Here is a 23,839-nt window from a genome sequence, read left to right as displayed (position 1 = left end):
TTGCCCCGCCTCAGAGCCAGCCCAGCGCCTTGGCCCGCGCCACCGCCTGGGTACGGCGCGCCACGCCCAGCTTGGTGTTGATGCGCCGCGCATGGGTCTTGACCGTATGCAGTGAAATGAACAGCTGCTCGGCAATCTCCTGGTTCGAGCAGCCTTGGGCAATAAGCCGCAACACGGCAAGTTCACGATTGCTCAGCATCACCTCATCACCGACCGCCAGGGGGTCTTCCGGCTCGCGCTCGAACTGTAGAAGCCGATCACGCAGGCGCTCGCCTTTTCCGGCAGGCAATATCTTGGCGAGCCACTGCGGCTGGCGATGCTGGAGCTCGTACAGCGGCTTGACCATCTGCTGTTTTGCCGCCTCGCCCAGGGCCTTGCGCAACTCCAGCTCCGCCTCTTCATGCCGGCCATCGAGCTGCAGCGCTTCGGCAAGGGTGAAACGACATTCACAGGCAAGGCCCAGCCGCTGCACGCGAAGGTTCTGCTCGATCAGCTCGCACAATGTTTCGATGGCCAGCGAGCAACGACCAGCCAGCATATCGATGATCGCCAGATAGCGCTGCACCCGTGGCAACAGCTCGTAAAAGCCTGAAGGCGCGAGGTAGGCATGGCCCTCGTAGAGTTCCAGCACCTGGTTCAGCACGCTACGGGCCTTTCTCAACTGCCCCTGATGCAGCCATGTCAGCCCTGTGATCAACAGGAGAATGCCACGAAAGCGGGCTTCCGGTACGTGCCGCCATTGCGTCAGCCGTTCCGCCTCGCGCAGCCAATGATAGGCGCTGGGAAATTCCTGATTGCGCGCAGCCAGCTCGGCCAACCCTGCATAGCCGAAGAACACGTAGGAATCGCCGCAGGTTTCGGTCTCGATCCGTCCTTGCTGGAAAGCTTCCCGAGCCGGCTCATCCAGCCCCTGATAGGCCAGCAGATGCCCTTGCAGCAACTTCAGGCGGCCAATGATCGGGCTGTGTCCGACACTGTCACGCAGCACCATCAGTGACTCATCGAGCACACCTACAGCGCGCTCGAACTCACCGGTCAGCTCCAGCAACTGAATGCGATCAACGCTGAGCATCATCTCGTACAGCACACTGCCCTTGAGCCGCGCGAGTTTCACGCCCTCGCTGTTGTACTGCTGCGCCAGCTCGAGCTGGCCTTCGGCCATCGCCTGCTGGCACAGCACCTGATAGCACAGCACACGTTGCGCCCAGGCATGATCCGACAGGACCTCCAGCGCCTGCAGACAATAACCCCGAGCTTGGGGCTCACCCCGCAGGCGCGCCAGGAAGCCGCGTAGCGCCTGCCACTGCGCCAGCAACTGGGCCTGGCGCCGGGCGTCAGGCTGCGGGAAGAACTTGGCCAGATCGGCCAGACAATCGTCCACTTCGTCGAGCCGAGCCGAAATGAGCAAGGCCCATCCCTGCAGCACGATCAGCCGTGTGGTGCTGGCGAACAGGTCCTGCGGCAACTCGCTGCGCCACTTCAAAAAGTGCGAAACGTTGTCGCCGATGAGCAGTTGCTCCTGCCCGTAGCGCTGCAGAAAATTGGCAGCCACCTCCGGCTGTCCGGCCCACAGGGCATGCTCGACCGCTTCGCGCATCTCTCCACGGTTGGCAAACCACTGGCAGGCGCGCAGATGGGTCTGGGTGGGCGATAGCGACTCCGGCATGCGCTGCAGTATCAGCGCCAACGGACGCCACAGACGAAACCATTCGCCACAGTTGTCGATCTGGCGAATGAACAGCTGAAAGGTTTTCAACACATCGAGAATGTTGCTGCCGGCCCCGTCAAGCACATGCTCGCACAGCTGCGGGGAAAAACGCGGCAGGCGTGCCAGCGCATACAGTGCCCGACAGATCTCCTCGCTCTGCCCCTCCAGTACTTCACGCTGTACGTAATCCCTGAGCAATGGCGTTCCGGCCAGCAGGCGCTCGCGCACTGCCTGCTCGTCGGCATTGAACAGCAACAGGCTGACCCCCGCCAACCAGCCTTCACTACCTGCCAGCAATTGCTTGAAGGTATCTTCGGTAAGATCCAGACGATGCGCCTTGAGTATCTGCCTCAGTTCGCTGGCGGTCAGCGCCAGCGCTTCGCCCTGCAATTCGAAGAGATCGCCTTGGAGCAACAGCCGAGGCAATTTCCATGCAGGCTGACGACGACTGCTGACCCACCAGCTGACGGATTCGGGTCCTTGTTCGAGCAACATGTCAAGACAGGCATCGAACGCCGGCGCCACTTGCCTCGGATAGTCATCGAGCATGATCCACAACGGTTGCCGAGACGCACTCAACAGGCTGACCAGGTCTTGCTGGATATCCACTGTCGGCGTTGGCGAGCCGCCCAGGTACCGGCTGAGCTGCGAATACAGCGCCTCGGCGGAAAAAGGTCGGCCACCCAGGTCGAGCCAGATCAGATGCGTATCGGCGGGCACCCGGCGAGCACATTCGCTCAACAGCACACTTTTGCCAAACCCCGCTGGCGCGCAGATCAGACGCAGTCGGCAACGGGCTTCCAGCAGGACGCCCATCAGGCGGGGCCTGGGAATATGCGCTGGTGGCAGGCGTGGAATAGTCGCGACCTGAACCTGCGCGGCGGCTTCCGTGCTGATCGCACCGGGATTGAAGCGGACGGACATGGTGAGGCTCTCTTGTTCTATCGATCCATGAGAAAGCAGTGAGCACAGCCGCATTGGCTCCCATTGGAGCCTGCCGCCGCGCTTTTGCGCTCACAACGCTGCACGATTCCGAACCTTTTGTCGACTCACAGAGGTGGCGCGAGACCATCCGCCCTGCTTAATGGCCAAAAACCATCATCTTTCGTTGCGAAAATAAAAAAGGCGGCCATTTTGGCCGCCTTCGTTCAACGCAGGATGTTCTCGATCAACGCACCCCCGCATTACGCAGCGCAGCAGGTGTGAAGTCCCGTGCCGAAGCGCGATGGCCGTAGGCATGGGGCTTCTCTTCGTTGCTCATGCCGATGGCGATATAGCGACCGGAAATGATGTCGTACAAGGCTTCGAGGGCGTATGCCTGCGCCTTGTGCTGGTAGTACTGCAGCATGTGGGCCTCGCCTACACGCCACAGCTGACCGCGTCCGTCATACAGTTCCGACTGGACGATGCTCCAGCTGTCTTCATCGATGAAGAAGCGACGCTTGCCGTAGATATTACGCTCGCCATTCTTGAGCGTGGCCTCGACTTCCCAGACGCGGTGCAGCTCATAGCGCGCCAGATCCTGGTTGACGTGACCTGCCTTGATGATGTCGCTGTACTTGATATCGCTGGAAGCGATCTCGTAGCTGTTGTACGGGATGTACAGCTCCTTCTTGCCAATGAGCTTCCAGTCGTAGCGATCCGGCGCGCCGCTGAACATATCGAAGTTATCGGTGGTGCGCATGCCGTCGGAGGCGGTACCCGGACCATCGTAGGCGACCTGCGGAGCGCGGCGGACGCGGCGCTGCCCGGCGTTGTAGATCCACGCCTGGCGCGGCTCCTTCACCTGATCCAGCGAGTCATGCACCAGCAGGACGTTACCGGCCAGACGCGACGGAGCGGTCACGCGCTGCTTGAAGAACAGCAAGGCGTTCTTGGCGCGCTCGGGATCCAGATCGCTCATCTCCGACGGGAAAGCCACCTCATCCTCGAAATGCACCATCGTGTAGCTGCCATTGGTCTGCGGAGTGGCCTGCGCGATGTTGCGACGGACGTTTCCGCCACGGTAACGGGTGATGTGGTTCCACATCACCTCAAGACCGTCCTTGGGAATCGGGAAGGCGTAGTAACGGCTGTCGGTGAAATTGCTCACCCCATTGCCGCCCTCGACCAACTCGGTATTGGCCGCGCTCTTCTTGGCTGCCTCGTAAACCGCGTCAGGCACCGCCGAGGTCCGGTGGGTCGGGAAGACGCGGATCTTGTAGGTATCCGGATAGCGCTGGAACATCGCCATCTGGCCTGCAGTGAGGTTGGCCTTGTACTGCTCAGCATTCTGCGCGGTGATGACGAACTTCGGCTGCTCGTCCTTGAACGGGTTGGTCAGGTGGCCGTTCTTGAGCGGTGCGGCATCGGTTTTCAGACCGCCGGTCCACTCCGGGATGCTGCCATCGGCGTTACCGGCTCTCTCGGCGCCCAGCGGAGTCAGAGTCGTGCCCAGCTTGGCGACTTCCTCCGGTGAAACGGCAGCCATCACGCTGCTTGCAAGCAGCGAGAAGGCCAGGACGCTGAACAGTTTTCTTGTTGTTTTCATAAATTTCCAGTTCCTCTAGATCTTGTTTGGCCGCAGCCTTGCTTGTACCTGATCTGCCGAGCGCCGTCAGGGCGCCTCGGCAGGTCTAGAGCAAAGGCTCCTTAGAAGTTCACGCCTACGCTGAAGGCGAGGAAGTCACGGTCAACCAGCGTGTTGTAATCCCCGCCGAAGAAGTCGGTGTAGGACAGGCTGGCGGTGTAGGTGTTCTGGTAGACGGCATCCAGCCCGATGCTGACCGCCTTGGCACCTTCGTTGAACAGGCCGTTGGGGCCGTAGCCATCGACGTCATGAGAGAAGGAGATATTCGGCGTCAGGTTCACGCCGGCGAATACGTTGTTGTAGTCAGCCAGTGCGCGCAGGCGATAGCCCCAGGAGTTGGCAGTGGTGAAACCATGGTCGCCATAACGTGCCAGCGAGGTTTCATTCGGGTCCACGGCACTTCCAGTAATGCCGTAAATCGGATCGCGTCCATAACGGTTTTTGCTCTTGCTCTCCAGACCGCCGACGTGGGCAAAACCAACCTCACCTACCAGCGTCAGGCGCGAAGCCCCCAGAACCTGATCGAAGAAGTGGGTGAAGGTGGTCTGAATCTGAGTGACTTCCTTACGGTCATAACCGCTCTGTATGGCGCCCGGTGCCGACCCTCCCGTCACCACATTGGCCAGAGCCAGGGTCATTTGCTGGGTATTGATCTGTACCGGAGCGTTCGGCCTGTAGCTGAGCTCGCCCTGCCACGCAGTGCCGGTAGGCAGTACGGTGGAGAAACTCAGACCATACAGGCGGATGTCCTCAGGATAGTCCATGAAGTAACGACCGTTGCCGACCGCCACGGCTGCAGCAGCCAGGGTTTGGGCTTGCGCACCCAATGCGGCGTTGTAGCCCGCTCCCCCCGGATTGCCAGTACCCCCTGCCCCCCAATAGGCGCCCGTACCCAACCAGCCAGCCGGCCCACCGAAAAGGCTCGCGCCAAGAGTGTTATAGATGCTCTGCATGGCACCCGGAATACCCGCCAGCGCCGACGCATCCGCATTCTGCATGCTAAGGAAGGGCGTACGGCTGTGGTAGTTCATGAAGTAGCCGCCGTACTCGGTATTGTCACCCTGCCAGCGCAGGGCCAAACCCCACTGACCATCGTCGCGCGCCGTGTTGTCCTTGCCGCGACGAACCAACATGCCTTCCTGGCTATAGTTCAGACCGACGTCAGACGTACTGACAGGAGCCAGCGTTACAGGCAGCACCGCAGACGCGGCATTCAGCGCATCTACCCCCCCCAGCAGGCTGATCAGCTCGCTGTTGAGAATATGATAATTGTCATTGCAGCCATTGGCCGCTACATCAGCCGAGGAGAAGAACGTGCCGCAGTTATCGACGACGGTTTGCTTCCAGCTCAACTGGTAGAAGGTCTCCATGCTCAACCGATCACTCAGGCTTTGAGAGAGGTACAGCATATTGACCGGAATCAGGCCTTCCTTGATTTCCGCACCAGGGCGGCGGAAAGCGGCGGCATCGACCGGGTTGATCGAATTGATCGAGTTGCCGATAAAGGTGCTCTCGCCCCAGCTCACCACCTGCCGACCGACCCGCACGGTGCCCGGCAAATCGCTGATGGAGTAGTTGTGATAAAGGAAGGCATCGAGAATCTCGGCGCCGGAAGCTTTTGCAGCCACCTTGCGACCGTCGTCACTGATGTCCTTGTGCAGACGACTTTCATCCTTCAGCTCGAAGTCGTACCAATACTTGCCACGCACGAAGGCACCGCTGTCGCGGTAACGCAGTTCAAGGTCGTGTACGCCCTTGAAGATCTTCGAGAAGGTTTCGCCTTTCTTGAAATTCAACCGGCCATCATCGCCAGTCTGGGTATAACCAGTACCTCCATTCGCCTCACCCACCAGGTCCATATCCCGATCAGTCATGGACCAGCTTGCGCCGATGGACATGGAAGAGTCGAACTGCCCCTCGATTTCCCCGATATTGAAATTGACTGCATAAGCCGGTGCAGCAGTGCCCAGCGCAACGGCAAGGGCCAGTGTTTTGGGCTGGAAGTATCCTTGCCTTGTTGTTTTTGTCATGAGGCGCTCCTGGTTGGTTCAAAGTACGCTCCACCCTAACCACACGCCGGCAGTGGGTTAAGCGCACTAAGGTTTGATTTGCTTTGTAGTCCTTAAGTATTAACAGCCTTGCCAGCTCTGGGCTTCGGCAGCATTTTGCATGGCATGGCCAGATTCGTTGCCGCCAGGCTATGCAACAGATTAGTCGCCAGCACCGCCCATGCAAGCCCCGGAATAGAGCTGTTGCGACCCTGTATACAGAAAAACGGAGAATCGCGCCCTCGTCAGCCCTGCCCAAGCGCCCGCGGCGCGTGACGTCAGCAAGGGAGAATCGACCAAGCAATACTTTGGCAGGAGAGCATGAGCACCGAAACGTTACCGCGGCGCAATGCTTGAGGTGAAAGGAAACAATCGTAGGATGGAATCGCCGCAGGCGCTTCCGTCGCCAACCGCGAACGGGGCCGGGTGCATGGCCGGCAGATGGCGCCTGCATCGGCAGCGTCGGATTACGCCTTTGGCTAATCCAACCTACTCCATCCCCTAATAGCGGCTCAGCTGCAAGATTTTACTGGTTACAGGCCCTTCACCGCATAGATGCCGGGCGCGTTGCGCCAGTAGCCCTTGTAGTCCATGCCGTAGCCGAACACGTAGCGATCCGCACAATTCAGCCCCACGTAGTCGGCCTTGAGGTCCGGACGGGCCTTGCGCTGGTGATCCTTGTCCACCAACACGGCAGTATGGACGGCGGTGGCACCGGCGTGGCGACAGAAGTCGATGATCGCGCTCAGGGTGTGCCCTTCGTCGAGGATGTCATCGATGATCAAGACGTCACGGTCGATAAAGGAAATTTCCGGCTTGGCCTTCCAGAACAGGTCGCCGCCACTGGTCTCGTTGCGATAGCGCGTGGCGTGCAGATAGGACAGCTCCAGCGGAAAGTTCAGTTTGGTCAGCAGTTTGCCGGAAAAGATCAGGCCGCCGTTCATCACGCAGAACACCACGGGGTTACGCTCGGCCAGATCAGCATTGATTCTGCCCGCGACGGCCTCGATGGCGGCCTCGACCTCGGCTTCGGCGTGCAGGCAATCAGCTTCAGCCATGACTTGGCGGATATGTGCGAGATCGACGGACACTGGTGATGCTCCAGAACAGTAATGGGCGGACACAGCCCGGTCGGCTGCACTTTCAAGGGGCGCGACGATACCGATGCCAATGCAGGCAGAGCAAGTGCCGTTCGACACATAAATAGCCGCTATCCCTGCGATGCATTAATCTACGCCGGTTTATTCGCCTGCCGGAGTCAGCCATGTCCATTAGAGAAATTCGCCACCCGCTTATTCGCCACAAACTTGGGCTGATGCGCCGAGCCGATATCAGCACCAAGAACTTCCGCGAACTGGCACAGGAGGTTGGATCGATCCTGACGTACGAGGCAACCCGCGATCTGCCACTGGAAAACTACAGCATCGATGGCTGGTGCGGCCCGGTTCAGGTAGAGAAGATTTCCGGCAAGAAGATCACGGTAGTGCCTATTCTGCGCGCCGGTATCGGTATGCTCGACGGCGTGCTCAGCCTGATTCCCGGCGCGAAGGTCAGCGCTGTCGGCATCGCACGCAACGAAGAAACCCTGCAGGCACATACTTATCTTGAGCGACTGGTAGATAATCTCGACCAGCGCCTGGCGATGATCATCGACCCGATGCTGGCCACCGGCGGTTCCATGGTCGCGACCATCGACATGCTGAAGAAAGCCGGCTGCAAGGAAATCCGCGCACTGGTGCTGGTCGCCGCACCCGAAGGCATCAAGGCTGTGGAGCAGGCTCATCCGGACGTTCTCATCTATACCGCCTCGATAGATGAACGGCTGGACGAAAACGGTTATATCGTGCCCGGCCTGGGTGATGCTGGCGATAAGCTTTTTGGCACCAAGCAGAAGGACGTCTGAGCATGTCGCAAGCCATGGAAGAGCCCATCGGTCGGCAGGTGCTGGCCGGCGCGCAGATGCTGTTTGTCGCCTTCGGCGCGCTCGTACTGATGCCACTGATCACCGGGATGGATCCCAACGTGGCGCTGTTTACCGCCGGGATCGGCACGCTGCTGTTTCAGCTCGTCACCAAGCGCCAGGTGCCGGTTTTCCTGGCATCGAGTTTCGCCTTTATCGCACCGATCATCGCTGCCAAGGCCGACTTCGGCCTGCCCGCCGTGCTCGGCGGGGTGGTCGCGGCCGGCATCGTCTATATCTTTCTCGGCTTCGCGGTGCAGCTCAAGGGTCCCGGTTTCATTGACCGCCTGTTGCCGCCGGTAGTCATCGCGCCGGTCATCATCTCCATTGGTCTGGCCCTTTCTCCGGTTGCGGTGAATATGGCGATGGGCAAGGCCGGCGATGGCAGCGCACAGCTGATACCTTACGAAACAGCCATGCTGATCTCGATGCCAGCGCTGCTGACCACCCTGCTGGTCGCCGTGCTGGGACGCGGTCTGTTTCGCCTGGTGCCAATCCTGGCGGGCGTCGCGGTGGGCTACAGCCTTTGCTTCGCGTTCGACGTGGTCGATACCAGCGGCATCGCCGCAGCGCCCTGGCTGGCACTGCCAAACTTCGTCGCTCCGGAGTTTCACTGGGGGGCGATCCTGTTCATGGTCCCGGTGGCGCTGGCGCCCGCTATCGAACACATCGGTGGCGTGGTGGCGATTGGCGGCGTGACGGGCAAGAACTTCATCAAGAAGCCGGGCCTGCACCGCACGCTGCTGGGCGATGGCCTGGCGACGTCAGCGGCGGGTCTGTTCGGCGGCCCGCCCAATACCACCTATGCGGAAGTCACTGGCGCGGTGATGCTGACGAAAAACTACAACCCGAAGGTCATGACCTGGGCTGCCGTTTTCGCCATCGTGCTGGCCTTTATCGGCAAGTTCGGCGCGGCACTGCTGAGCATTCCGGTACCGGTGATGGGCGGCATCCTCTGCCTGCTGTTCGGCTCGATTGCGGTGGTCGGCCTGAGCACCCTGATCCGCCATCAGGTGGACCTGTCCGAAGCGCGCAACCTGATCATCGTGTCGGTGACGCTGGTATTCGGCATCGGCGGCATGGTGATCGGTTATGGCGAGTTCGCCCTTTCCGGCATCTCGCTGTGCGCCATCATCGCGCTGGTGCTCAACCTGCTGCTGCCAGGCGGCGAAGGCTGGAAGAACAAGCAGCTCGAAGAGAACAGTTGAGTGCGCAGGGCCTTTGCTTTATGGCCCCGCGCGGAGGTTTTCCTGCTTACTTGACACGCAACCGTCCTTCGGCCAACCCAACCTACGGCTCGCGGACAAGACCGTAGCCTGGATTAGCCGAAGGCGTAATCCGGGTCTCCGAAGGCGTAACCGACGGCTCTGCTGCATTCACGGCTCAATCCGCTCCCACAGGTTTACACTGGCCGCATGTCCAATCCTCTCATTCCCCATCGGCAGCTGAGCGACAACCGCCTCAGTTGCAGCACATGCGCGGCCTGCTGCTGCCGGCTGGAAGTCATGCTGATCAGCGATACCGGCGTACCGCAGCGCTTCATCGATGTGGACGCATGGGGTGGTCAGGTCATGCGCCGCCTGGATGATGGCTGGTGCGCCGCGCTCGACCGAGACAGCATGCGCTGCACCATCTACGCGCGACGCCCGCTGATCTGTCGGGAATTTGAATTGGGTTCGGAAGACTGCCTGGATGAGCGCAAGGGCTCTGCGTCTGCCTATCGGGAAGATCGCTGAGCCTGTCCCGACCCTTTGTAGGTCGGATTAGCCGAAGGCGTAACCGACGATCAGAAGGCATAACCCGACGCACAAGGCGCCGGGCTCCGCGTTATCAGAACGACATCCGATAGTGCAGCGAGTAACTCTCTATCCCATCGTTGGGATTCTTGATGCCGGCATTGGAATAGTGAATCGCACGCACGCCCACTTCATGCCCACCTGCGAAGCGCAAGCCTGCGCCGATGCGGTCCTCGAACTGGAATGAAGAGCCCAGGTCGTTGTTTTCCAACTTGGTATTCTCGAACGCCGCAACACCGATGCCCAGTTCCAGGTAGGGCTTGACCGCATCACCTGCGAATTCGTAAACGAACACCGGCGTCAGCGATATGCTGTGGTTGCTCGATGTCTTGTCACCTTCCCAATAGGTGTAGCCGGCATCCCAGTAGCCGGTGAGCCGCCCTACACTGCTCTGGAACCAGCTACGATTGAAATCGAACTGCGCCCCGAGCCGATAGGTCGTCGTCGACTCGCCAGTGCGGCCAACAGCAGCGGTTAGATCCAACGCGTGAACGGCAGCCACCTGACCCAACGAAACAGCTGCAATCGCAGCGAGGGAGATCAGCTTCTTCATCAGATTTTCCTTATCAAAAAGTAGGCATCACTTTTGTTGTTTATTGGATGTCACCCCAAATACAGAAAGCAGGCGCAGCGGGGAGTTCCTAATCAGGATAGTAGCTAACTGCCGCGCCTTCACCCCAAAGTGTCGGCAGCACATCCGCGAGTCGCTGAGGCTCGCCACTGCTCCAGAAATGTGCGCCCGGCTCGCCCTCAGCCAACTGATGGCGAGCTGCGAGCACCGTTTCGAGCTGGCGCGCCACTGCCGCCCCAGTGTCCACCAGGGTAACGGTCGATGGCACCATTTCGGCCAGCAGCGGCTTGATGAAGGGGTAGTGCGTACAACCGAGAATCAGCGTATCGCAGCCCTGCTCAAGCAGAGGCTGGACGAAAGTATCGAGCAATGCGCGGGTGGCCGGCGAATTCAGCTCACCGGTCTCGATGCATTCGACCAGGCCGGGACAGGGCTGGGTAATGACCCGCACATCGCTGGCGAAACGATCCAGCAGGGCCGCAAAGCGGGCGCTTTTAAGCGTGCCGGTCGTGGCCAGCACGCCCACCACGCCACTGCGGGTCGCCCGCGCTGCCGGTTTGACCGCCGGCTCCATGCCCACCAGAGGAATCTGCGGATAGCGCTCACGCAATTCAGCGATACCGGCGGCGGTTGCGGTATTGCAGGCCAGTACCAACGCCTTGGCGCCCTGCTCCAGCAGAAAGGCGGCAATCGAACGGCAGCGCTCGCGGATGAACTCGGGGCTTTTCTCGCCATAAGGCACATGGCCGCTGTCGGCCAGGTACAGCAATGATTCATGCGGCAGGCGCAGGCGAATTTCGCGCAGCACCGAAAGTCCGCCGACACCGGAGTCGAAGACGCCGATCGGCGCATTGTCAGCCATGCTGTGGCCCACAGACCGCGCAGGCCGGATCGCGCTTGACCTTCAGCTCACGGAAGCGACTGCCCAGCGCATCCACCAGCAACAACCGGCCCACCAGCGGCTCACCGAAACCGGCCAGCAGCTTCAGCGCTTCGAGCGCCTGCAGGCTACCGATCACACCGACCACCGGCCCCAGCACGCCGGCCTCGCTGCAGGTCAGCTCGGCTTCGCTGCCATGCCCGTACAGGCAGTGGTAGCACGGACTGCTCTCGATACGCGGATCGAAAACCGACAGCTGCCCTTCCAGGCGGATGGCGGCACCACTGACCAGCGGCTTCTTCGCGGCCACGCAGGCGACATTGAGCACCTCGCGAATGTTGAAGTTGTCGGTGCAGTCCAGCACCAGATCGACCTCGTCGACAACCTCTCCGATACAGTCGGCATCCAGCGCAACGCGATGCGGCACCAGCTTCACCTGCGGGTTGAGCGCCGACAGGCGCGCGATGGCGGAGTCCACCTTGGGCAGGCCGACCGAGGCCGTTTCATGCACGATCTGCCGCTGCAGGTTGGTCAGATCGAGGCTGTCGAAATCGGCCAGATGCAATTCGCCAACGCCGGCGGCAGCCAGATACAGCGCCACGGGCGAGCCCAGGCCGCCCAGCCCGACGATCAGCACGCGGCTTTGCTTGAGCTTCAGTTGGCCGTCGATATCGACCTGTTTCAACAGTATCTGGCGGCTGTAACGCAGCAGCTCGTCATCGCTCAACATGCACAGCTTCTCCCCTATTCAATCGCCCCAGGCTGATACGTTCATGTCCGCCGTAGTCGCGCCGACTTTGCACCGAGACGAAGCCGCCTTCGGTGAGTAGTCCTCGCACCGCCCCGGCCTGGTCATAGCCATGCTCCAGTAACAGCCAGCCAGCATCGTGCAGATAAGCAGGCGCCTGGGCGATGATCTGACGAATGTCGTCCAGGCCGTCCTCGCCGGCCACCAGGGCACTGCCCGGTTCGAAGCGCACGTCGCCCTGGGACAAATGCGGATCGCCAGCGGGAATATAGGGTGGGTTGCTCACGATCAGCTCATGGCGCTGCCCCGTCAGCGCGGAAAACCAGTGGCTTTCATGAAAGCGCACATTGTCCAGTCGCAACTGCCGGGCGTTGCGTGTCGCCAGGGCAACGGCCTCGGCGACGCGGTCCACCCCTGTCACCCGCCACACCGGGCGCTCACTGGCCAACGCCAGGGCAATCGCACCGGTGCCTGTGCCCAGGTCCAGAACCTGAGCGGCAGTCGCCGGGAGCAGCTGCAGTGCGGTTTCGACCAGCAGTTCGGTGTCCGGTCGGGGGATCAGCGTATGTGGCGCGACTTCCAGTTCGAGGCTCCAGAAACCCTGGCGCCCGAGGATATAGGCCACCGGCTCGCCACGGCGGCGGCGTTCCAGGTATTCCGCGAAGGCCTTGCACTGCTCGGCGCCGGGCTCCCGCTCCGGCCAGGTGTGCAGATAGCTGCGCGACTTGCCCAGTACATGGGCGAGCAGCAGCTCGGCATCCAGCCGGGCGCTCGGCGAATCGGGCAGGTCGCTGTCGTTCAGCAGGGATTCGATGGTGGCCATACGTTAAGCCTCAAGCTACAAGTCTCAAGCTACAAGACGCCACGTAATCAGCTTGTGGCTTGAAGCTTGCTGCTGTCGTTAATCGCCCAGAGCCGCCAGCTGGTCGGCCTGGTATTCCTGCAGCAGCGGTTCGATGACCTGTTCCACCGCACCACCGACGACTTCGCCGAGCGAGTACAGGGTCAGGTTGATACGGTGATCGGTCACGCGACCCTGGGGGAAATTGTAGGTACGGATGCGCTCGGAACGATCACCGGAGCCGACCAGCAGCTTGCGCGTATCGGAGATTTCCTTGTGCGCGGCGCTGTCCTGTACATCCTGCAGCTTGGCGGCCAGCCAGGACATGGCGCGCGCGCGGTTCTTGTGCTGTGAGCGCTCCTCCTGGCATTCGACTACGATGCCGCTGGGCAGGTGGGTAATGCGCACGGCCGAGTCGGTTTTGTTGATGTGCTGACCACCGGCGCCCGACGCGCGATAGGTATCTACCCGCAGATCAGCCGGATTGATCTCGATGGCGATCTGCTCGTCCGGCTCCGGCAGCACCGCTACCGTACAGGCCGAGGTATGGATACGGCCCTGGGATTCGGTTTCCGGCACGCGCTGAACACGGTGTGCGCCGGACTCGAACTTCAGCTTGGCATAGACGTTGTCGCCTTCGACCCGCGAGATCACTTCCTTGTAGCCGCCATGTTCGCCGGGACTTTCCGAAAGGATTTCGACGCGCCAGCCTTGGCGTTCGGCATAGCGCGAGTACATGCGAAACAGGTCGCCGGAGAAGATCGCCGCCTCGTCGCCACCGGTGCCGGCGCGGATTTCCAGAAAGACGTTGCGACCGTCCTTCGGGTCCTTGGGCAGCAACATGCGCTGCAGCCGCGCCTCGATTTCCTCCAACTGGCCGCGGGCCTGCTCAACCTCCTCCTCGGCCATCTCGCGCACGTCTGGATCGCTGTCCTTGAGCAGCGCCTGGGCGCCTTCGAGGTCGGACTGCAACTTGAGGAATTCGCGGTAGGCGTCGATGACCGGTTCGACCTCGGCGTATTCGCGCGAATAGGCGCGGAAGCGGGTCTGATCGCTGATCACTTCGGCATCGCCCAGCAGCGCCGTCAGTTCTTCGAAGCGGTCGTGCAAGATGTCGAGTTTGTTGAGCAACGACGCTTTCATGGTTTGTCCGTGTGTTCTTGCAGGGCGAAAAGCTCCTGAACGATGCCCAGTGCCTCCACTCGCCCTTCGGCGGAAAGTTTTTTCAACTGCACGCTGGGTGCGTGCAGCAGCTTGTTGGTCAGGCCGCGCGCCAGCTGGACCAGCACCTCCTCCGCGCTGCTGCCGTTGGCGAGCAGCCGCTGCGCCTTGCTCAACTCGTCGTCACGAATCCGCTCTGCCTGTTGCCGATAGGCCTTGAGCACGTCCACCGCGGCCAGTTCGCGCAGCCGCACCATGAAATCATCAGTACCGGCGGCAACCAGTTCCTCGGCGGCCATGGCAGCGCCCTGGCGACTCTTGAGGTTCTCCGCCACCACTTCATGGAGATCGTCGACGGTGTAAAGATAGACATCTTCCAGCTCGCCTACCTGCGGCTCGATATCCCGCGGTACGGCAATATCAACCATGAACATGGGCTTGTGCTTGCGCTTTTTCAGCGCCTGTTCCACCGCGCCCTTGCCAAGAATGGGCAGTTGACTGGCGGTGGAACTGATGACGATGTCGCTGTTGTACAGCTCCTGCGGGATATCGGCGAGCAGGATGGCATGAGCCCCGAACTGCTCGGCCAGCGCACTGGCCCGTTCGAGAGTCCGGTTGGCGACGACGATGCGCTTGACGCCCTGTTCGTGCAAATGACGCGCAACCAGGGTGATGGTCTCGCCGGCACCGATCAGCAGAGCCTGGCTGCGATCCAGATTGGCGAAGATCTGCTTGGCCAGGCTGACGGCGGCAAAGGCGACTGATACCGGGTTCTCACCGATGGCCGTGTCGGTGCGCACGGTCTTGGCGGTACTGAACGTGGCCTGGAACAGGCGACCCAGCAAAGGACCCAGACTGCCCGCCTCGCGGGCAACGGCATAGGCGGATTTCATCTGACCGAGAATCTGCGGCTCGCCAAGTACCATTGAGTCGAGACCGGATGCGACGCGCATCATGTGCCGCACCGCCTGATCATCGACGTGAACGTAGGCGCAAGCCTTGAGGTCATCAAGGTTCAGGCTGTGGTAGCCGGCCAGCCAGGCCAGCACCTGTTCGGCTTCAGCCTGATCCTGCTGCAGATACAACTCGCTGCGATTGCAGGTCGAAAGGATGGCAGCCTCACGCGTCGGGGTCACCCGGCACAGTTGCTGCAACGCTTCGACCATTTGCTCAGGCGTGAACGCCACACGCTCGCGCACATCCACCGATGCGGTCTTGTGATTGATGCCAAGCGCGATGAAAGCCATGCGGGATCGCTGATTCCAGAACAGAGCGCGAGATTCTCCTACTTCGCCTGCTTCAGAACAACCGTTGACCTTCATTGTCTGTACAGGGATTGAGTCAACCAAATCGCCTCGTGAGCCGCCCATGTGCTTGCCTGACGGCTTGTGTCATCATGCCGCGACCGCAGATCAGCCCTTGTATTTCCTATGAACAAGCTCCTCGTCCTCAGCGCCGCCCTGTTTCTCGGTGGTTGCCAAAGCCTTTTGCAAAGCGCTCCCGAAAGCAGCCCGCCGGTCGAAGAGTCGCTGCCGGAGCCTGCGACAATCAGCCCCGACGAATACGCGTCGTTCAGCAAGGACACGCTGTATTCCTTGCTGGTGGCCGAACTGGCCGGGCAGCGCAATCGTTTCGACATTGCCCTGAACAATTACGTCATCCAGGCCAGTGCGACCCAGGATGCAGCCGTTGCCGAACGCGGCTTCCGCATCGCCGAATATCTGGGCGCCGAGCAGGCAGCACTCAATACCGCGATGATCTGGGCCGACAACGCTCCGAACAACCTCGACGCCCAGCGCGCCGCCGCCGTGCAGCTGGCGCGCACCGGGCGTTACGAGGAATCCCTGGAATTCATGGAGAAGGTCTTGCAAGGCCAGGGCGACACCCACTTCGACTTCCTCGCCCTGTCAGCCGCCCAGACCGATCCCGATACGCGCGCCGGCCTGCTGCAAAGTTTCGATCAGCTGTTGGCCCGGCATCCCGACAATCCGCAGCTGACCTTCGGCAAAGCCGTGCTGCTGCAACAGGACGAGCGCCCCGAAGAAGCCTTGACCCTGCTCGAAGCACAGCCCGCCAGCCAGCAGCAGATTCCCTCGACACTCCTGCAGGCACGCCTGCTGCAGATTCTCGACCGCGGCAACGAAGCCCTGCCCATCCTGGAAAGAAGCCTGCACCGCCATCCCGAAGACAAGCGCCTGCGCCTGACCTACGCGCGACTGCTGGTGGAGCAGGAGCGCCTCGACGATGCCATGGGCGAATTCGCCACCCTGGTCCAGCAATACCCCGGTGACGACGACCTGCGCTTCTCGATGGCGCTGGTCTGTCTCGAAGCCCAGGCCTGGCGCGAAGCCATCGTCTATCTGGAGGAGCTTATCGAGCGCGGCAGCCATGTCGATGCCGCCCAGTTCAACCTCGGTCGCGCCTGGCGCGAACTCGGCGAGCCGGAGCAGGCACTGGCCGCGTTCGCCGCCGTTGGCCCCGGCAACGAGTACCTGCCGGCGCAGCTGATGCAGGCCGAGCTGCTGTTTTCCCTGGGTCGTCATCAGGAGGCCTCGCAACTGCTGGCCCGCGCCCGCGAGCAGCAGCCCGACTACGCCATCCAGCTGTACCTCATCGAGATCGAAGCACTCTCCGGCCAACAGCAGACCGAACAGGCCTGGCAACTGACCGAACAGGCGCTGCAGCAGTTTCCCGATGACCTCAGCCTGCTCTACACCCGCGCCATGGTCGCCGAGAAGCGGGGTGATCTGAAGCAGCTGGAACAGGATCTGCGCTTTATCATCGAACGCGAACCGGACAACGCCATGGCCCTCAACGCACTGGGCTACACCCTGGCCGACCGCACGGGTCGCTACAGCGAAGCCCTGGCGCTTATCGAGCAGGCCTACGCACTCAACCCAGACGATGCGGCGATTCTCGACAGCCTCGGCTGGGTGAATTACCGCCTGGGCAATCTGGAGCAGGCCGAAGCTCAACTGCGCCAGGCGCACGAGCGCCTCCCCGACCACGAAGTCGCCGCTCACCTGGGCGAGGTGCTCTGGAGCGCAGGCAAACGGCGCGAAGCACGCGCCATCTGGACTGAAGCCCTGAAGCTGCAACCGGACAGCAGGATTCTGCGTGAAACCCTGAAACGCCTGACCGGTTCGGAGAAACCCTGACCCATGCTGACCATGCGTAACCTGCTGCTCCCACTATTTGCCCTGCTGCTCGCCGGCTGCGCCGGCCTCGGCCCGCAGGAATCGGTCGAAGGTCCCGGCAGTGCCGAAGACTGGAAAACCCACAAGGCGCGGATCGGCCATATCGACGGCTGGCAGATCAGCGGCAAAATCGGCATTCGCGCGCCACAGGACTCTGGCAGCGGCACCCTGTTCTGGCTGCAGCGTCAGGACTATTTCGACATCCGCCTCTCCGGCCCGCTGGGCCGCGGCGCGACCCGCCTCACGGGCCGACCGGACGCCGTAATACTGGAAGTCGCCGGACAGGGCCGCTTCGAGGCAAAATCGCCTGAAGCGCTGGTCGAAAGCCAACTCGGCTGGCAATTGCCGGTCTCCAACCTGCTCTGGTGGGTTCGCGGGCTGCCCGCGCCGGACAGTCGCAGCCGCGTCACCCTCGACAGTACTGGACGGCTGGCCACGCTTCAGCAGGACGACTGGGACGTTCAGTACCTGGGTTACGTGGAAGAAAACGGCCTCACCCTTCCTTCGCGCATCAAGCTGGAAGGCCGGAACCTGCAGATCACCCTGGTCATCAAGGACTGGCAGCCACGCCAGCTTGGCCGCTGATGCGCGCACTCACCCTGCCCGCTCCGGCCAAACTCAACCTGATGCTGCATATCACCGGCCGGCGCGCCGATGGCTATCATGAACTGCAAACGCTATTCCAGTTTCTCGACCATGGCGACGAACTGACCTTCACGTCCCGCGCCGACGGAGAAATCCATCTACATACCGAACTACCCGGCGTACACCACGACAGCAACCTGATCGTGCGCGCTGCCCGCCTGCTGCAATCGCGCAGTGGTTGCAGTCAGGGCGCCGACATCCAGTTGCTCAAGCGCCTGCCCATGGGCGGTGGAATCGGCGGCGGCAGTTCCGATGCGGCCACTACCCTGCTGGGGCTCGACCACCTCTGGCAGACCCGCATGGGCGAGGAGTGCCTTGCGCAGATCGGACTGGAGCTGGGCGCCGACGTCCCCGTATTCGTCCGGGGTCGCGCGGCCTTTGCCGAGGGTGTAGGCGAACGCCTGCAGCCGGTCGAATTGAGCGAGCCGTGGTATCTGGTCATCGCCCCGCAAGTCTCTGTTAGTACAGCGGAAATATTTTCCGACCCGGAGTTGACACGCAATACCCCGGCCATTACAGTTCGCAGCCTTCTTGCAGAGGGCGGTCATAACGACTGCCAGCCGGTTGTTGAAAAGCGCTATCCGGAAGTCCGTAACGCTTTGAACTTGTTGGGTAAATTTGTTCCAGCAAGAATGACCGGCACTGGAGCTTGTGTGTTTGGAAGCTTTCCAAACAAGGCCGAGGCTGATAAAGTCTGCCGCCAGCTTCCAGCCGACATGCCCGGTTTCGTAGCCCAAGGGCGCAATGTTTCGATATTGCACCGCACGCTCGAAAAACTGGCGCAGGAAGTGAATGCCTAGCATTCGGTTGTACGATACAGGGGCGTCGCCAAGCGGTAAGGCACCAGGTTTTGATCCTGGCATGCGTTGGTTCGAATCCAGCCGCCCCTGCCACAACCCTCACGGGGTACGTACGATCAGGCATCTAGATGTTTTTCCACAGGGGCGTCGCCAAGCGGTAAGGCACCAGGTTTTGATCCTGGCATGCGTTGGTTCGAATCCAGCCGCCCCTGCCATACACTTGAGAGCTGTTCAAAAAGCCCGGCCTTTTGAACAGCTTTTTGTTTCATCGGACCCACCCTCAGGCAGGTACTGCGCGTGTCCAAGATGATGGTCTTCACGGGGAACGCCAACCCCGACCTGGCCCGGCGTGTCGTACGTCAGCTGCATATCCCCCTCGGTGACGCCTATGTCGGAAAGTTTTCCGATGGCGAAATCAGTGTCGAAATCAACGAAAATGTTCGCGGCAAGGACGTCTTCCTGATCCAGCCGACCTGCGCACCGACCAATGACAACCTGATGGAACTGGTGGTGATGGCCGATGCCTTCCGCCGCTCCTCCGCCACGCGCATCACGGCCGTCATTCCCTACTTTGGTTACGCTCGCCAGGACCGTCGTCCGCGCTCCGCTCGCGTCCCCATCAGCGCCAAGGTCGTGGCCGACATGCTCGATGTGGTGGGCGTCAATCGCGTTCTCACCGTCGACCTGCACGCCGATCAGATCCAGGGCTTCTTCGACATGCCGGTAGACAATATCTACGGCTCGCCAGTCCTGGTCGATGACATCCAGGCGCAGCGCTTCGAGAACCTGATGATCGTCTCCCCCGATATTGGCGGCGTTGTGCGTGCTCGCGCCGTAGCCAAATCGCTGGGTGTGGACCTGGCGATCATCGACAAGCGCCGGCCCAAGGCCAACCAGTCGGAAGTGATGCACATCATTGGCGATATCGAAGGCCGTACCTGCATCCTCGTCGATGACATGGTCGATACCGCCGGCACCCTGTGCCACGCCGCTACTGCACTGAAGGATCACGGCGCTGAAAAGGTCTATGCCTATTGCACCCACCCGATCCTGTCCGGTCGCGCCATCGAGAACATCGACGGCTCGGTACTCGACGAACTGGTGGTGACCAATACCATTCCGCTGTCAGCTGCCGCCCAATCCTGTACCCGTATTCGCCAGCTGGACATTGCACCAATGGTGGCTGAGGCGGTTCGCCGCATCAGCAATGCTGAATCGATCAGCGCGATGTTCCGCTAGGCTACGAGCCTAGTCCTTCGCGCCGAACGAAAATGTGCCCCGCGATATGCGAGGCTTCTATCCAACCGCCCGATAGTGCTGGTCGCAAGCACATCGGGCGCGTTGCTATCCTGGAGAAACACAATGACTGACTTCAATCTGAATGCCCAAGAGCGTTCCGACCTGGGGAAAGGTGCGAGCCGCCGCCTGCGTCGTAACGCCAACCTCGTACCGGCCGTGATCTACGGTGGCGAAGCTGCGCCGCAATCGATCAGCATTCTGGCCAAAGACCTGGCCAAAATGCTGGAAAACGAAATCGCCTTCAGCAACATCATCAAGCTGAACGTCGACGGCAAGAACCAGGAGGTCGTGATCAAGGCACTGCAGCGTCATCCGGCCAAGGGCTTCGTGCTGCACGCTGACTTCCAGCGCGTCGTCGCCGGCCAGAAGCTGACCGCTACCGTTCCGGTGCACCTGATCAACCAGGACACCTCCATTGGCGTCAAGCAGCAGGGTGGCGAGATCTACCTGAACCTGCCGGATGCCGAAGTGACCTGCCTGCCACAGGATCTGCCGGACTTCATCGAAGTCGACATCGCCAATATGGAAGTCGGCCAGGTGCTGCACATGAGCGATCTGAAGCTGCCGCAAGGCGTTGCTTTCGTCGCACTGCAGCATGGCAGTGACCTGCCGGTCGTCAACATTCACGCGCCGCGCGTGAACAAGGATGACGCCGAGAAAGAAGAAGGCGCTGCCGAGTAACCCACTCGCAGCCAGCTGAAGGAAGGGCCTCTGTCGTGACTGCCGTACAACTGATCGTCGGCCTGGGAAATCCAGGCCCCGAATACGACCAGACCCGGCATAACGCAGGGGCCCTTTTCGTTGAGCGTCTGGCCGCCCACAAGGGCGTCAACCTCAGCGTCGATCGCAAGTATTTCGGCCTGGTCGGCAAGTTTCGCCATCAGGACGAAGACGTCCGCCTGTTGATTCCCACCACCTACATGAACCGCAGCGGTCAGGCGGTGGTGGCACTGGCCGGATTTTTCCGAATTCCTCCCGAGGCTATCCTGGTTGCCCACGATGAACTCGACATGCCTCCCGGCGTCGCCAAACTCAAGCAGGGTGGCGGACACGGCGGGCACAACGGGCTGCGCGACATCATCGCCAGGCTCGGCAATCAGAACAACTTTCACCGCCTGCGCCTGGGCATCGGCCATCCCGGACACAGCAGCCTGGTAACCGGCTATGTACTGGGTCGGGCACCACAGTCAGAACGTGAGAAGCTGGACGCCAGCATCGACTTCACCTTCGACGTGCTGCCGGAAATCCTGACCGGCGACTGGACCGGCGCAATGCGACGCCTGCACAGCCAGAAGGCCTGACAGCTCTCCCCTTTTTTTCGATTTCATCTGCGCGAGGGTTCAACACTCATGGGATTCAATTGCGGCATCGTCGGCCTGCCCAACGTCGGCAAGTCCACCCTGTTCAACGCCCTGACCAAATCCGGTATCGCTGCAGAGAACTTCCCCTTCTGCACCATCGAGCCGAACAGCGGCATCGTGCCGATGCCCGACGCGCGCCTGGCTGCGCTGGCCGAGATCGTCAAGCCTGAGCGCGTACTGCCGACCACCATGGAGTTCGTCGACATCGCCGGCCTGGTCGCTGGCGCCTCCAAGGGTGAAGGCTTGGGCAACAAATTCCTCGCCAATATCCGCGAAACCGACGCCATCGCCCACGTGGTGCGCTGCTTCGAGGACGAAAACGTTATTCATGTCTCCAACAGCGTCGACCCCAGGCGCGATATCGAAATCATCGATCTGGAACTGATCTTCGCCGACCTCGACAGTTGCGAGAAGCAATTGCAGAAAGTCGCCCGCAATGCCAAGGGCGGCGACAAGGACGCCGTGGCACAAAAGGCCTTGCTGGAAAAGCTGATTCCGCACTTTACTGAAGGCAAGCCGGCGCGCTCATTGCTGAAAAACCTCGGTGACGAGGAGAAGCGCCTGGTACGCAGCTTCCACCTGCTGACCAGCAAGCCGGTGATGTATATCGCCAACGTCGCCGAGGACGGTTTCGAAAACAACCCGCACCTCGACGTAGTGAAAGCCATCGCCGAGGAAGAAGGCGCCATCGTGGTGCCGGTATGCAACAAAATCGAAGCGGAAATCGCCGAACTGGATGACGGCGAAGAAAAAGACATGTTCCTCGAAGCCATCGGCATGAGCGAACCGGGTCTGAACCGCGTCATCCGCGCCGGCTACGAGCTACTCAACCTGCAGACCTACTTCACCGCCGGCGTGAAGGAAGTCCGTGCCTGGACCGTCAAGGTCGGTGCCACCGCACCGCAAGCCGCCGCCGTAATCCACACCGACTTCGAAAAAGGCTTCATCCGCGCCGAAGTCATCGCCTACAACGACTTCATCCAGTACAAGGGCGAAGCCGGGGCCAAGGAAGCCGGAAAATGGCGCCTGGAAGGCAAGGAATACATCGTCAAGGATGGAGACGTGATGCATTTCAGATTCAACGTCTGATCGATATCCTCGAAGCCCTGGAAAGCCCCGCACTGCGGGGCTTTCTGCGTTCTGGAGTAGGGAAAGCTCAGCCCATCCATCAGACCAGTGTCGGTTCCCGACGCCAAGTACGGACATTCGTCTCGCTCACGTGGTCGGAAAAGGGACACCTGCCGAAACGGAGTAGCGATGCACAGCCTTGCCGAACTACCCCAGAAAAATCTTGACGACACCTTTTTCGATCGGGACGCCCAGCTCGTCGCACGCGAGCTGCTGGGAACAGTGATTCGCCATTGCGTCGACGGCCTATGGCTATCGGCACGCATCATCGGGACCGAGGCCTATTACATTGACGAGAAGGCCAGCCACTCCTCGCTTGGTAACAGTCCGTCACGGCGGGCCATGTTCATGCCCGCCGGGCACCTCTACCTTTATTACTCCCGCGGCGGAGACTCGCTGAACTTTAGCGTTCAGGGCGATGGAAACGCCGTCTGCATCAAGGCCGGTTACCCCTGGGTCGACTCGCTTTCCTGCGAGGCATCCATCGAACGCATGCGAGCCAACAGCCCTGCTGCCGCTGGAGGGGCTCGCGCACTCACCCGCCTCTGCTCCGGCCAGACGCTGCTGTGCAAGTCGCTGGGGTTGAGCGTCACGGAATGGAACGCGCGACGCATGGATCCCAGGCGGTTGCGCGTCGATGACATCGGAGCGCGACCCGACATCATCCAGACTATCCGCCTCGGCATCCCACGAGGTCGCGATGAGCACCTACCTTACCGCTTTGTCGATGCCGGCTTCGCCCCGCATTGCACCCGCAACCCGCTACGCCGAAGCCAATGTGAAGGCAAGGACTACGTTTTGCTGCAGCGCGACAAGCTATCGAGCTAGCGCTGTTGCTGCTGGGACTTTGGCGAAACTGACCTTTTTCTTTTGCGCAAAGACAAACCCCCGATCATCTTTCGATGGTCGGGGGTTTGGTGTAGAAGCTTGACGATGACCTACTCTCACATGGGGAGACCCCACACTACCATCGGCGATGCGTCGTTTCACTTCTGAGTTCGGGATGGGATCAGGTGGTTCCAACGCTCTATGGTCGTCAAGCAATTCGGTTGGGGAGTCGGTGTTGAGTCGCTTCCCCTAATTGGGCATGTGATGTGTTGTGTTGCGTTGTTGCTTTGTCTTGGTTC

21 protein-coding genes, 2 tRNA genes and 1 rRNA gene are annotated in these 23,839 nt (G+C 60.9%); 13 read left to right on the top strand and 11 right to left on the bottom strand.

Annotated features, from left to right (window positions below):
• Positions 1-10: 10 nt before the first annotated feature.
• From ACYCFC_RS01780 to ACYCFC_RS01765, 4 genes are all read right to left on the bottom strand, one after another.
• Positions 11-2,632, bottom strand: a complete 2,622-nt coding sequence (locus tag ACYCFC_RS01780; protein WP_459652965.1) for a LuxR C-terminal-related transcriptional regulator — start codon at positions 2,630-2,632, stop codon at positions 11-13.
• Positions 2,633-2,876: 244 nt separating this feature from the next.
• Positions 2,877-4,238, bottom strand: a complete 1,362-nt coding sequence (locus ACYCFC_RS01775) for a DUF1329 domain-containing protein (protein WP_459652964.1) — start codon at positions 4,236-4,238, stop codon at positions 2,877-2,879.
• 101 nt (positions 4,239-4,339) lie between these two features.
• The gene (locus tag ACYCFC_RS01770; protein ID WP_459652963.1) at positions 4,340-6,307 is read right to left on the bottom strand and encodes a DUF1302 domain-containing protein; all 1,968 of its coding nucleotides are present in this window, start codon (positions 6,305-6,307) and stop codon (positions 4,340-4,342) included.
• Between the two features lie 551 nt (positions 6,308-6,858).
• The gene (locus ACYCFC_RS01765; protein ID WP_181086793.1) at positions 6,859-7,416 is read right to left on the bottom strand and encodes a hypoxanthine-guanine phosphoribosyltransferase; all 558 of its coding nucleotides are present in this window, start codon (positions 7,414-7,416) and stop codon (positions 6,859-6,861) included.
• 173 nt (positions 7,417-7,589) lie between these two features.
• Between ACYCFC_RS01765 and upp the strand changes: the two genes are divergently transcribed.
• The 3 genes from upp (at position 7,590) to ACYCFC_RS01750 (ending at position 10,021) form a co-directional block, all read left to right on the top strand.
• The gene (gene upp / locus ACYCFC_RS01760; protein ID WP_181086794.1) at positions 7,590-8,228 is read left to right on the top strand and encodes a uracil phosphoribosyltransferase; all 639 of its coding nucleotides are present in this window, start codon (positions 7,590-7,592) and stop codon (positions 8,226-8,228) included.
• A gap of 2 nt (positions 8,229-8,230) precedes the next feature.
• Positions 8,231-9,493 (top strand): uracil-xanthine permease family protein, encoded by a 1,263-nt coding sequence (locus ACYCFC_RS01755; protein ID WP_181086795.1) that lies wholly within the window; start codon positions 8,231-8,233, stop codon positions 9,491-9,493.
• A 207-nt stretch (positions 9,494-9,700) separates the two neighbouring features.
• Positions 9,701-10,021 carry a YkgJ family cysteine cluster protein gene (locus ACYCFC_RS01750; protein WP_459652962.1) on the top strand — a complete coding sequence of 107 codons (321 nt, stop codon included), beginning with the start codon at positions 9,701-9,703 and terminating at the stop codon, positions 10,019-10,021.
• 94 nt (positions 10,022-10,115) lie between these two features.
• Here ACYCFC_RS01750 and ACYCFC_RS01745 read toward each other — a convergent pair whose 3' ends face one another.
• From ACYCFC_RS01745 to hemA, 6 genes are all read right to left on the bottom strand, one after another.
• Positions 10,116-10,634, bottom strand: coding sequence for an acyloxyacyl hydrolase (locus ACYCFC_RS01745; RefSeq protein ID WP_459652961.1), 519 nt, complete (start codon positions 10,632-10,634; stop codon positions 10,116-10,118).
• Positions 10,635-10,722: 88 nt separating this feature from the next.
• Entirely contained in the window at positions 10,723-11,514 is a 792-nt protein-coding gene (murI, locus tag ACYCFC_RS01740; RefSeq protein WP_181086798.1) for a glutamate racemase, read from the bottom strand.
• Positions 11,507-12,262, bottom strand: coding sequence for a molybdopterin-synthase adenylyltransferase MoeB (locus ACYCFC_RS01735; protein ID WP_181086799.1), 756 nt, complete (start codon positions 12,260-12,262; stop codon positions 11,507-11,509). Before ACYCFC_RS01735 ends, murI begins: the two co-directional genes overlap by 8 nt.
• Entirely contained in the window at positions 12,249-13,103 is an 855-nt protein-coding gene (gene prmC, locus ACYCFC_RS01730; protein ID WP_459652960.1) for a peptide chain release factor N(5)-glutamine methyltransferase, read from the bottom strand. Before prmC ends, ACYCFC_RS01735 begins: the two co-directional genes overlap by 14 nt.
• 78 nt (positions 13,104-13,181) lie before the next feature.
• Positions 13,182-14,264 (bottom strand): peptide chain release factor 1, encoded by a 1,083-nt coding sequence (gene prfA / locus ACYCFC_RS01725; protein WP_459652959.1) that lies wholly within the window; start codon positions 14,262-14,264, stop codon positions 13,182-13,184.
• On the bottom strand, positions 14,261-15,529 hold the full coding sequence (hemA, locus tag ACYCFC_RS01720) for a glutamyl-tRNA reductase (RefSeq protein ID WP_181086802.1): 1,269 nt from the start codon (positions 15,527-15,529) through the stop codon (positions 14,261-14,263). Before hemA ends, prfA begins: the two co-directional genes overlap by 4 nt.
• A gap of 183 nt (positions 15,530-15,712) precedes the next feature.
• Here hemA and ACYCFC_RS01715 point away from each other — a divergent pair, with 183 nt between their 5' ends.
• The 10 genes from ACYCFC_RS01715 to ACYCFC_RS01670 all read left to right on the top strand — a co-directional run bounded on the left by ACYCFC_RS01715 (position 15,713) and on the right by ACYCFC_RS01670 (position 23,540).
• Positions 15,713-17,440: a tetratricopeptide repeat protein gene (locus ACYCFC_RS01715; protein WP_459652958.1), complete on the top strand. Its 1,728-nt coding sequence runs from the start codon at positions 15,713-15,715 to the stop codon at positions 17,438-17,440.
• A gap of 3 nt (positions 17,441-17,443) precedes the next feature.
• Positions 17,444-18,064: a lipoprotein insertase outer membrane protein LolB gene (gene lolB, locus ACYCFC_RS01710; protein ID WP_181086804.1), complete on the top strand. Its 621-nt coding sequence runs from the start codon at positions 17,444-17,446 to the stop codon at positions 18,062-18,064.
• Positions 18,064-18,924: a 4-(cytidine 5'-diphospho)-2-C-methyl-D-erythritol kinase gene (gene ispE / locus ACYCFC_RS01705; RefSeq protein ID WP_459652957.1), complete on the top strand. Its 861-nt coding sequence runs from the start codon at positions 18,064-18,066 to the stop codon at positions 18,922-18,924. Before lolB ends, ispE begins: the two co-directional genes overlap by 1 nt.
• A gap of 18 nt (positions 18,925-18,942) precedes the next feature.
• Positions 18,943-19,017, top strand: a tRNA-Gln gene (locus ACYCFC_RS01700).
• 47 nt (positions 19,018-19,064) lie between these two features.
• Positions 19,065-19,139: transfer RNA gene (locus ACYCFC_RS01695), tRNA-Gln, on the top strand.
• An 82-nt stretch (positions 19,140-19,221) separates the two neighbouring features.
• On the top strand, positions 19,222-20,163 hold the full coding sequence (locus ACYCFC_RS01690; RefSeq protein WP_181086806.1) for a ribose-phosphate diphosphokinase: 942 nt from the start codon (positions 19,222-19,224) through the stop codon (positions 20,161-20,163).
• Positions 20,164-20,286: 123 nt separating this feature from the next.
• The gene (locus tag ACYCFC_RS01685; protein WP_181086807.1) at positions 20,287-20,904 is read left to right on the top strand and encodes a 50S ribosomal protein L25/general stress protein Ctc; all 618 of its coding nucleotides are present in this window, start codon (positions 20,287-20,289) and stop codon (positions 20,902-20,904) included.
• 35 nt (positions 20,905-20,939) lie between these two features.
• Positions 20,940-21,524 carry an aminoacyl-tRNA hydrolase gene (gene pth, locus ACYCFC_RS01680; RefSeq protein ID WP_181086808.1) on the top strand — a complete coding sequence of 195 codons (585 nt, stop codon included), beginning with the start codon at positions 20,940-20,942 and terminating at the stop codon, positions 21,522-21,524.
• A 48-nt stretch (positions 21,525-21,572) separates the two neighbouring features.
• Complete coding sequence (gene ychF / locus ACYCFC_RS01675; RefSeq protein WP_181086809.1) at positions 21,573-22,673, top strand: redox-regulated ATPase YchF; 1,101 nt, start codon at positions 21,573-21,575, stop codon at positions 22,671-22,673.
• Positions 22,674-22,841: 168 nt separating this feature from the next.
• Complete coding sequence (locus ACYCFC_RS01670; protein WP_459652956.1) at positions 22,842-23,540, top strand: DNA-3-methyladenine glycosylase; 699 nt, start codon at positions 22,842-22,844, stop codon at positions 23,538-23,540.
• A 97-nt stretch (positions 23,541-23,637) separates the two neighbouring features.
• Here ACYCFC_RS01670 and rrf read toward each other — a convergent pair.
• Positions 23,638-23,753: ribosomal RNA gene (gene rrf, locus ACYCFC_RS01665) — 5S ribosomal RNA — on the bottom strand.
• Positions 23,754-23,839 lie beyond the last annotated feature (86 nt).

The sequence above is a fragment of the Stutzerimonas sp. NM35 genome (assembly GCF_054604355.1).
The sequence above is the reverse complement of the archived record's forward strand: the minus strand, read 5'-3'. Positions and strand labels throughout refer to the sequence as shown.

Coding starts and splice junctions, on each gene's coding strand:
- ACYCFC_RS01780 (WP_459652965.1), bottom strand. CDS start 2,632: ATGTCCGTCCGCTTCAATCCCGGTGCGATCAGCACGGAAGCCGCCGCG.
- ACYCFC_RS01775 (WP_459652964.1), bottom strand. CDS start 4,238: ATGAAAACAACAAGAAAACTGTTCAGCGTCCTGGCCTTCTCGCTGCTT.
- ACYCFC_RS01770 (WP_459652963.1), bottom strand. CDS start 6,307: ATGACAAAAACAACAAGGCAAGGATACTTCCAGCCCAAAACACTGGCC.
- upp (WP_181086794.1), top strand. CDS start 7,590: ATGTCCATTAGAGAAATTCGCCACCCGCTTATTCGCCACAAACTTGGG.
- ACYCFC_RS01755 (WP_181086795.1), top strand. CDS start 8,231: ATGTCGCAAGCCATGGAAGAGCCCATCGGTCGGCAGGTGCTGGCCGGC.
- ACYCFC_RS01750 (WP_459652962.1), top strand. CDS start 9,701: ATGTCCAATCCTCTCATTCCCCATCGGCAGCTGAGCGACAACCGCCTC.
- ACYCFC_RS01745 (WP_459652961.1), bottom strand. CDS start 10,634: ATGAAGAAGCTGATCTCCCTCGCTGCGATTGCAGCTGTTTCGTTGGGT.
- murI (WP_181086798.1), bottom strand. CDS start 11,514: ATGGCTGACAATGCGCCGATCGGCGTCTTCGACTCCGGTGTCGGCGGA.
- ACYCFC_RS01735 (WP_181086799.1), bottom strand. CDS start 12,262: ATGTTGAGCGATGACGAGCTGCTGCGTTACAGCCGCCAGATACTGTTG.
- prmC (WP_459652960.1), bottom strand. CDS start 13,103: ATGGCCACCATCGAATCCCTGCTGAACGACAGCGACCTGCCCGATTCG.
- prfA (WP_459652959.1), bottom strand. CDS start 14,264: ATGAAAGCGTCGTTGCTCAACAAACTCGACATCTTGCACGACCGCTTC.
- hemA (WP_181086802.1), bottom strand. CDS start 15,529: ATGGCTTTCATCGCGCTTGGCATCAATCACAAGACCGCATCGGTGGAT.
- ACYCFC_RS01715 (WP_459652958.1), top strand. CDS start 15,713: ATGAACAAGCTCCTCGTCCTCAGCGCCGCCCTGTTTCTCGGTGGTTGC.
- lolB (WP_181086804.1), top strand. CDS start 17,444: ATGCTGACCATGCGTAACCTGCTGCTCCCACTATTTGCCCTGCTGCTC.
- ispE (WP_459652957.1), top strand. CDS start 18,064: ATGCGCGCACTCACCCTGCCCGCTCCGGCCAAACTCAACCTGATGCTG.
- ACYCFC_RS01685 (WP_181086807.1), top strand. CDS start 20,287: ATGACTGACTTCAATCTGAATGCCCAAGAGCGTTCCGACCTGGGGAAA.
- ychF (WP_181086809.1), top strand. CDS start 21,573: ATGGGATTCAATTGCGGCATCGTCGGCCTGCCCAACGTCGGCAAGTCC.
- ACYCFC_RS01670 (WP_459652956.1), top strand. CDS start 22,842: ATGCACAGCCTTGCCGAACTACCCCAGAAAAATCTTGACGACACCTTT.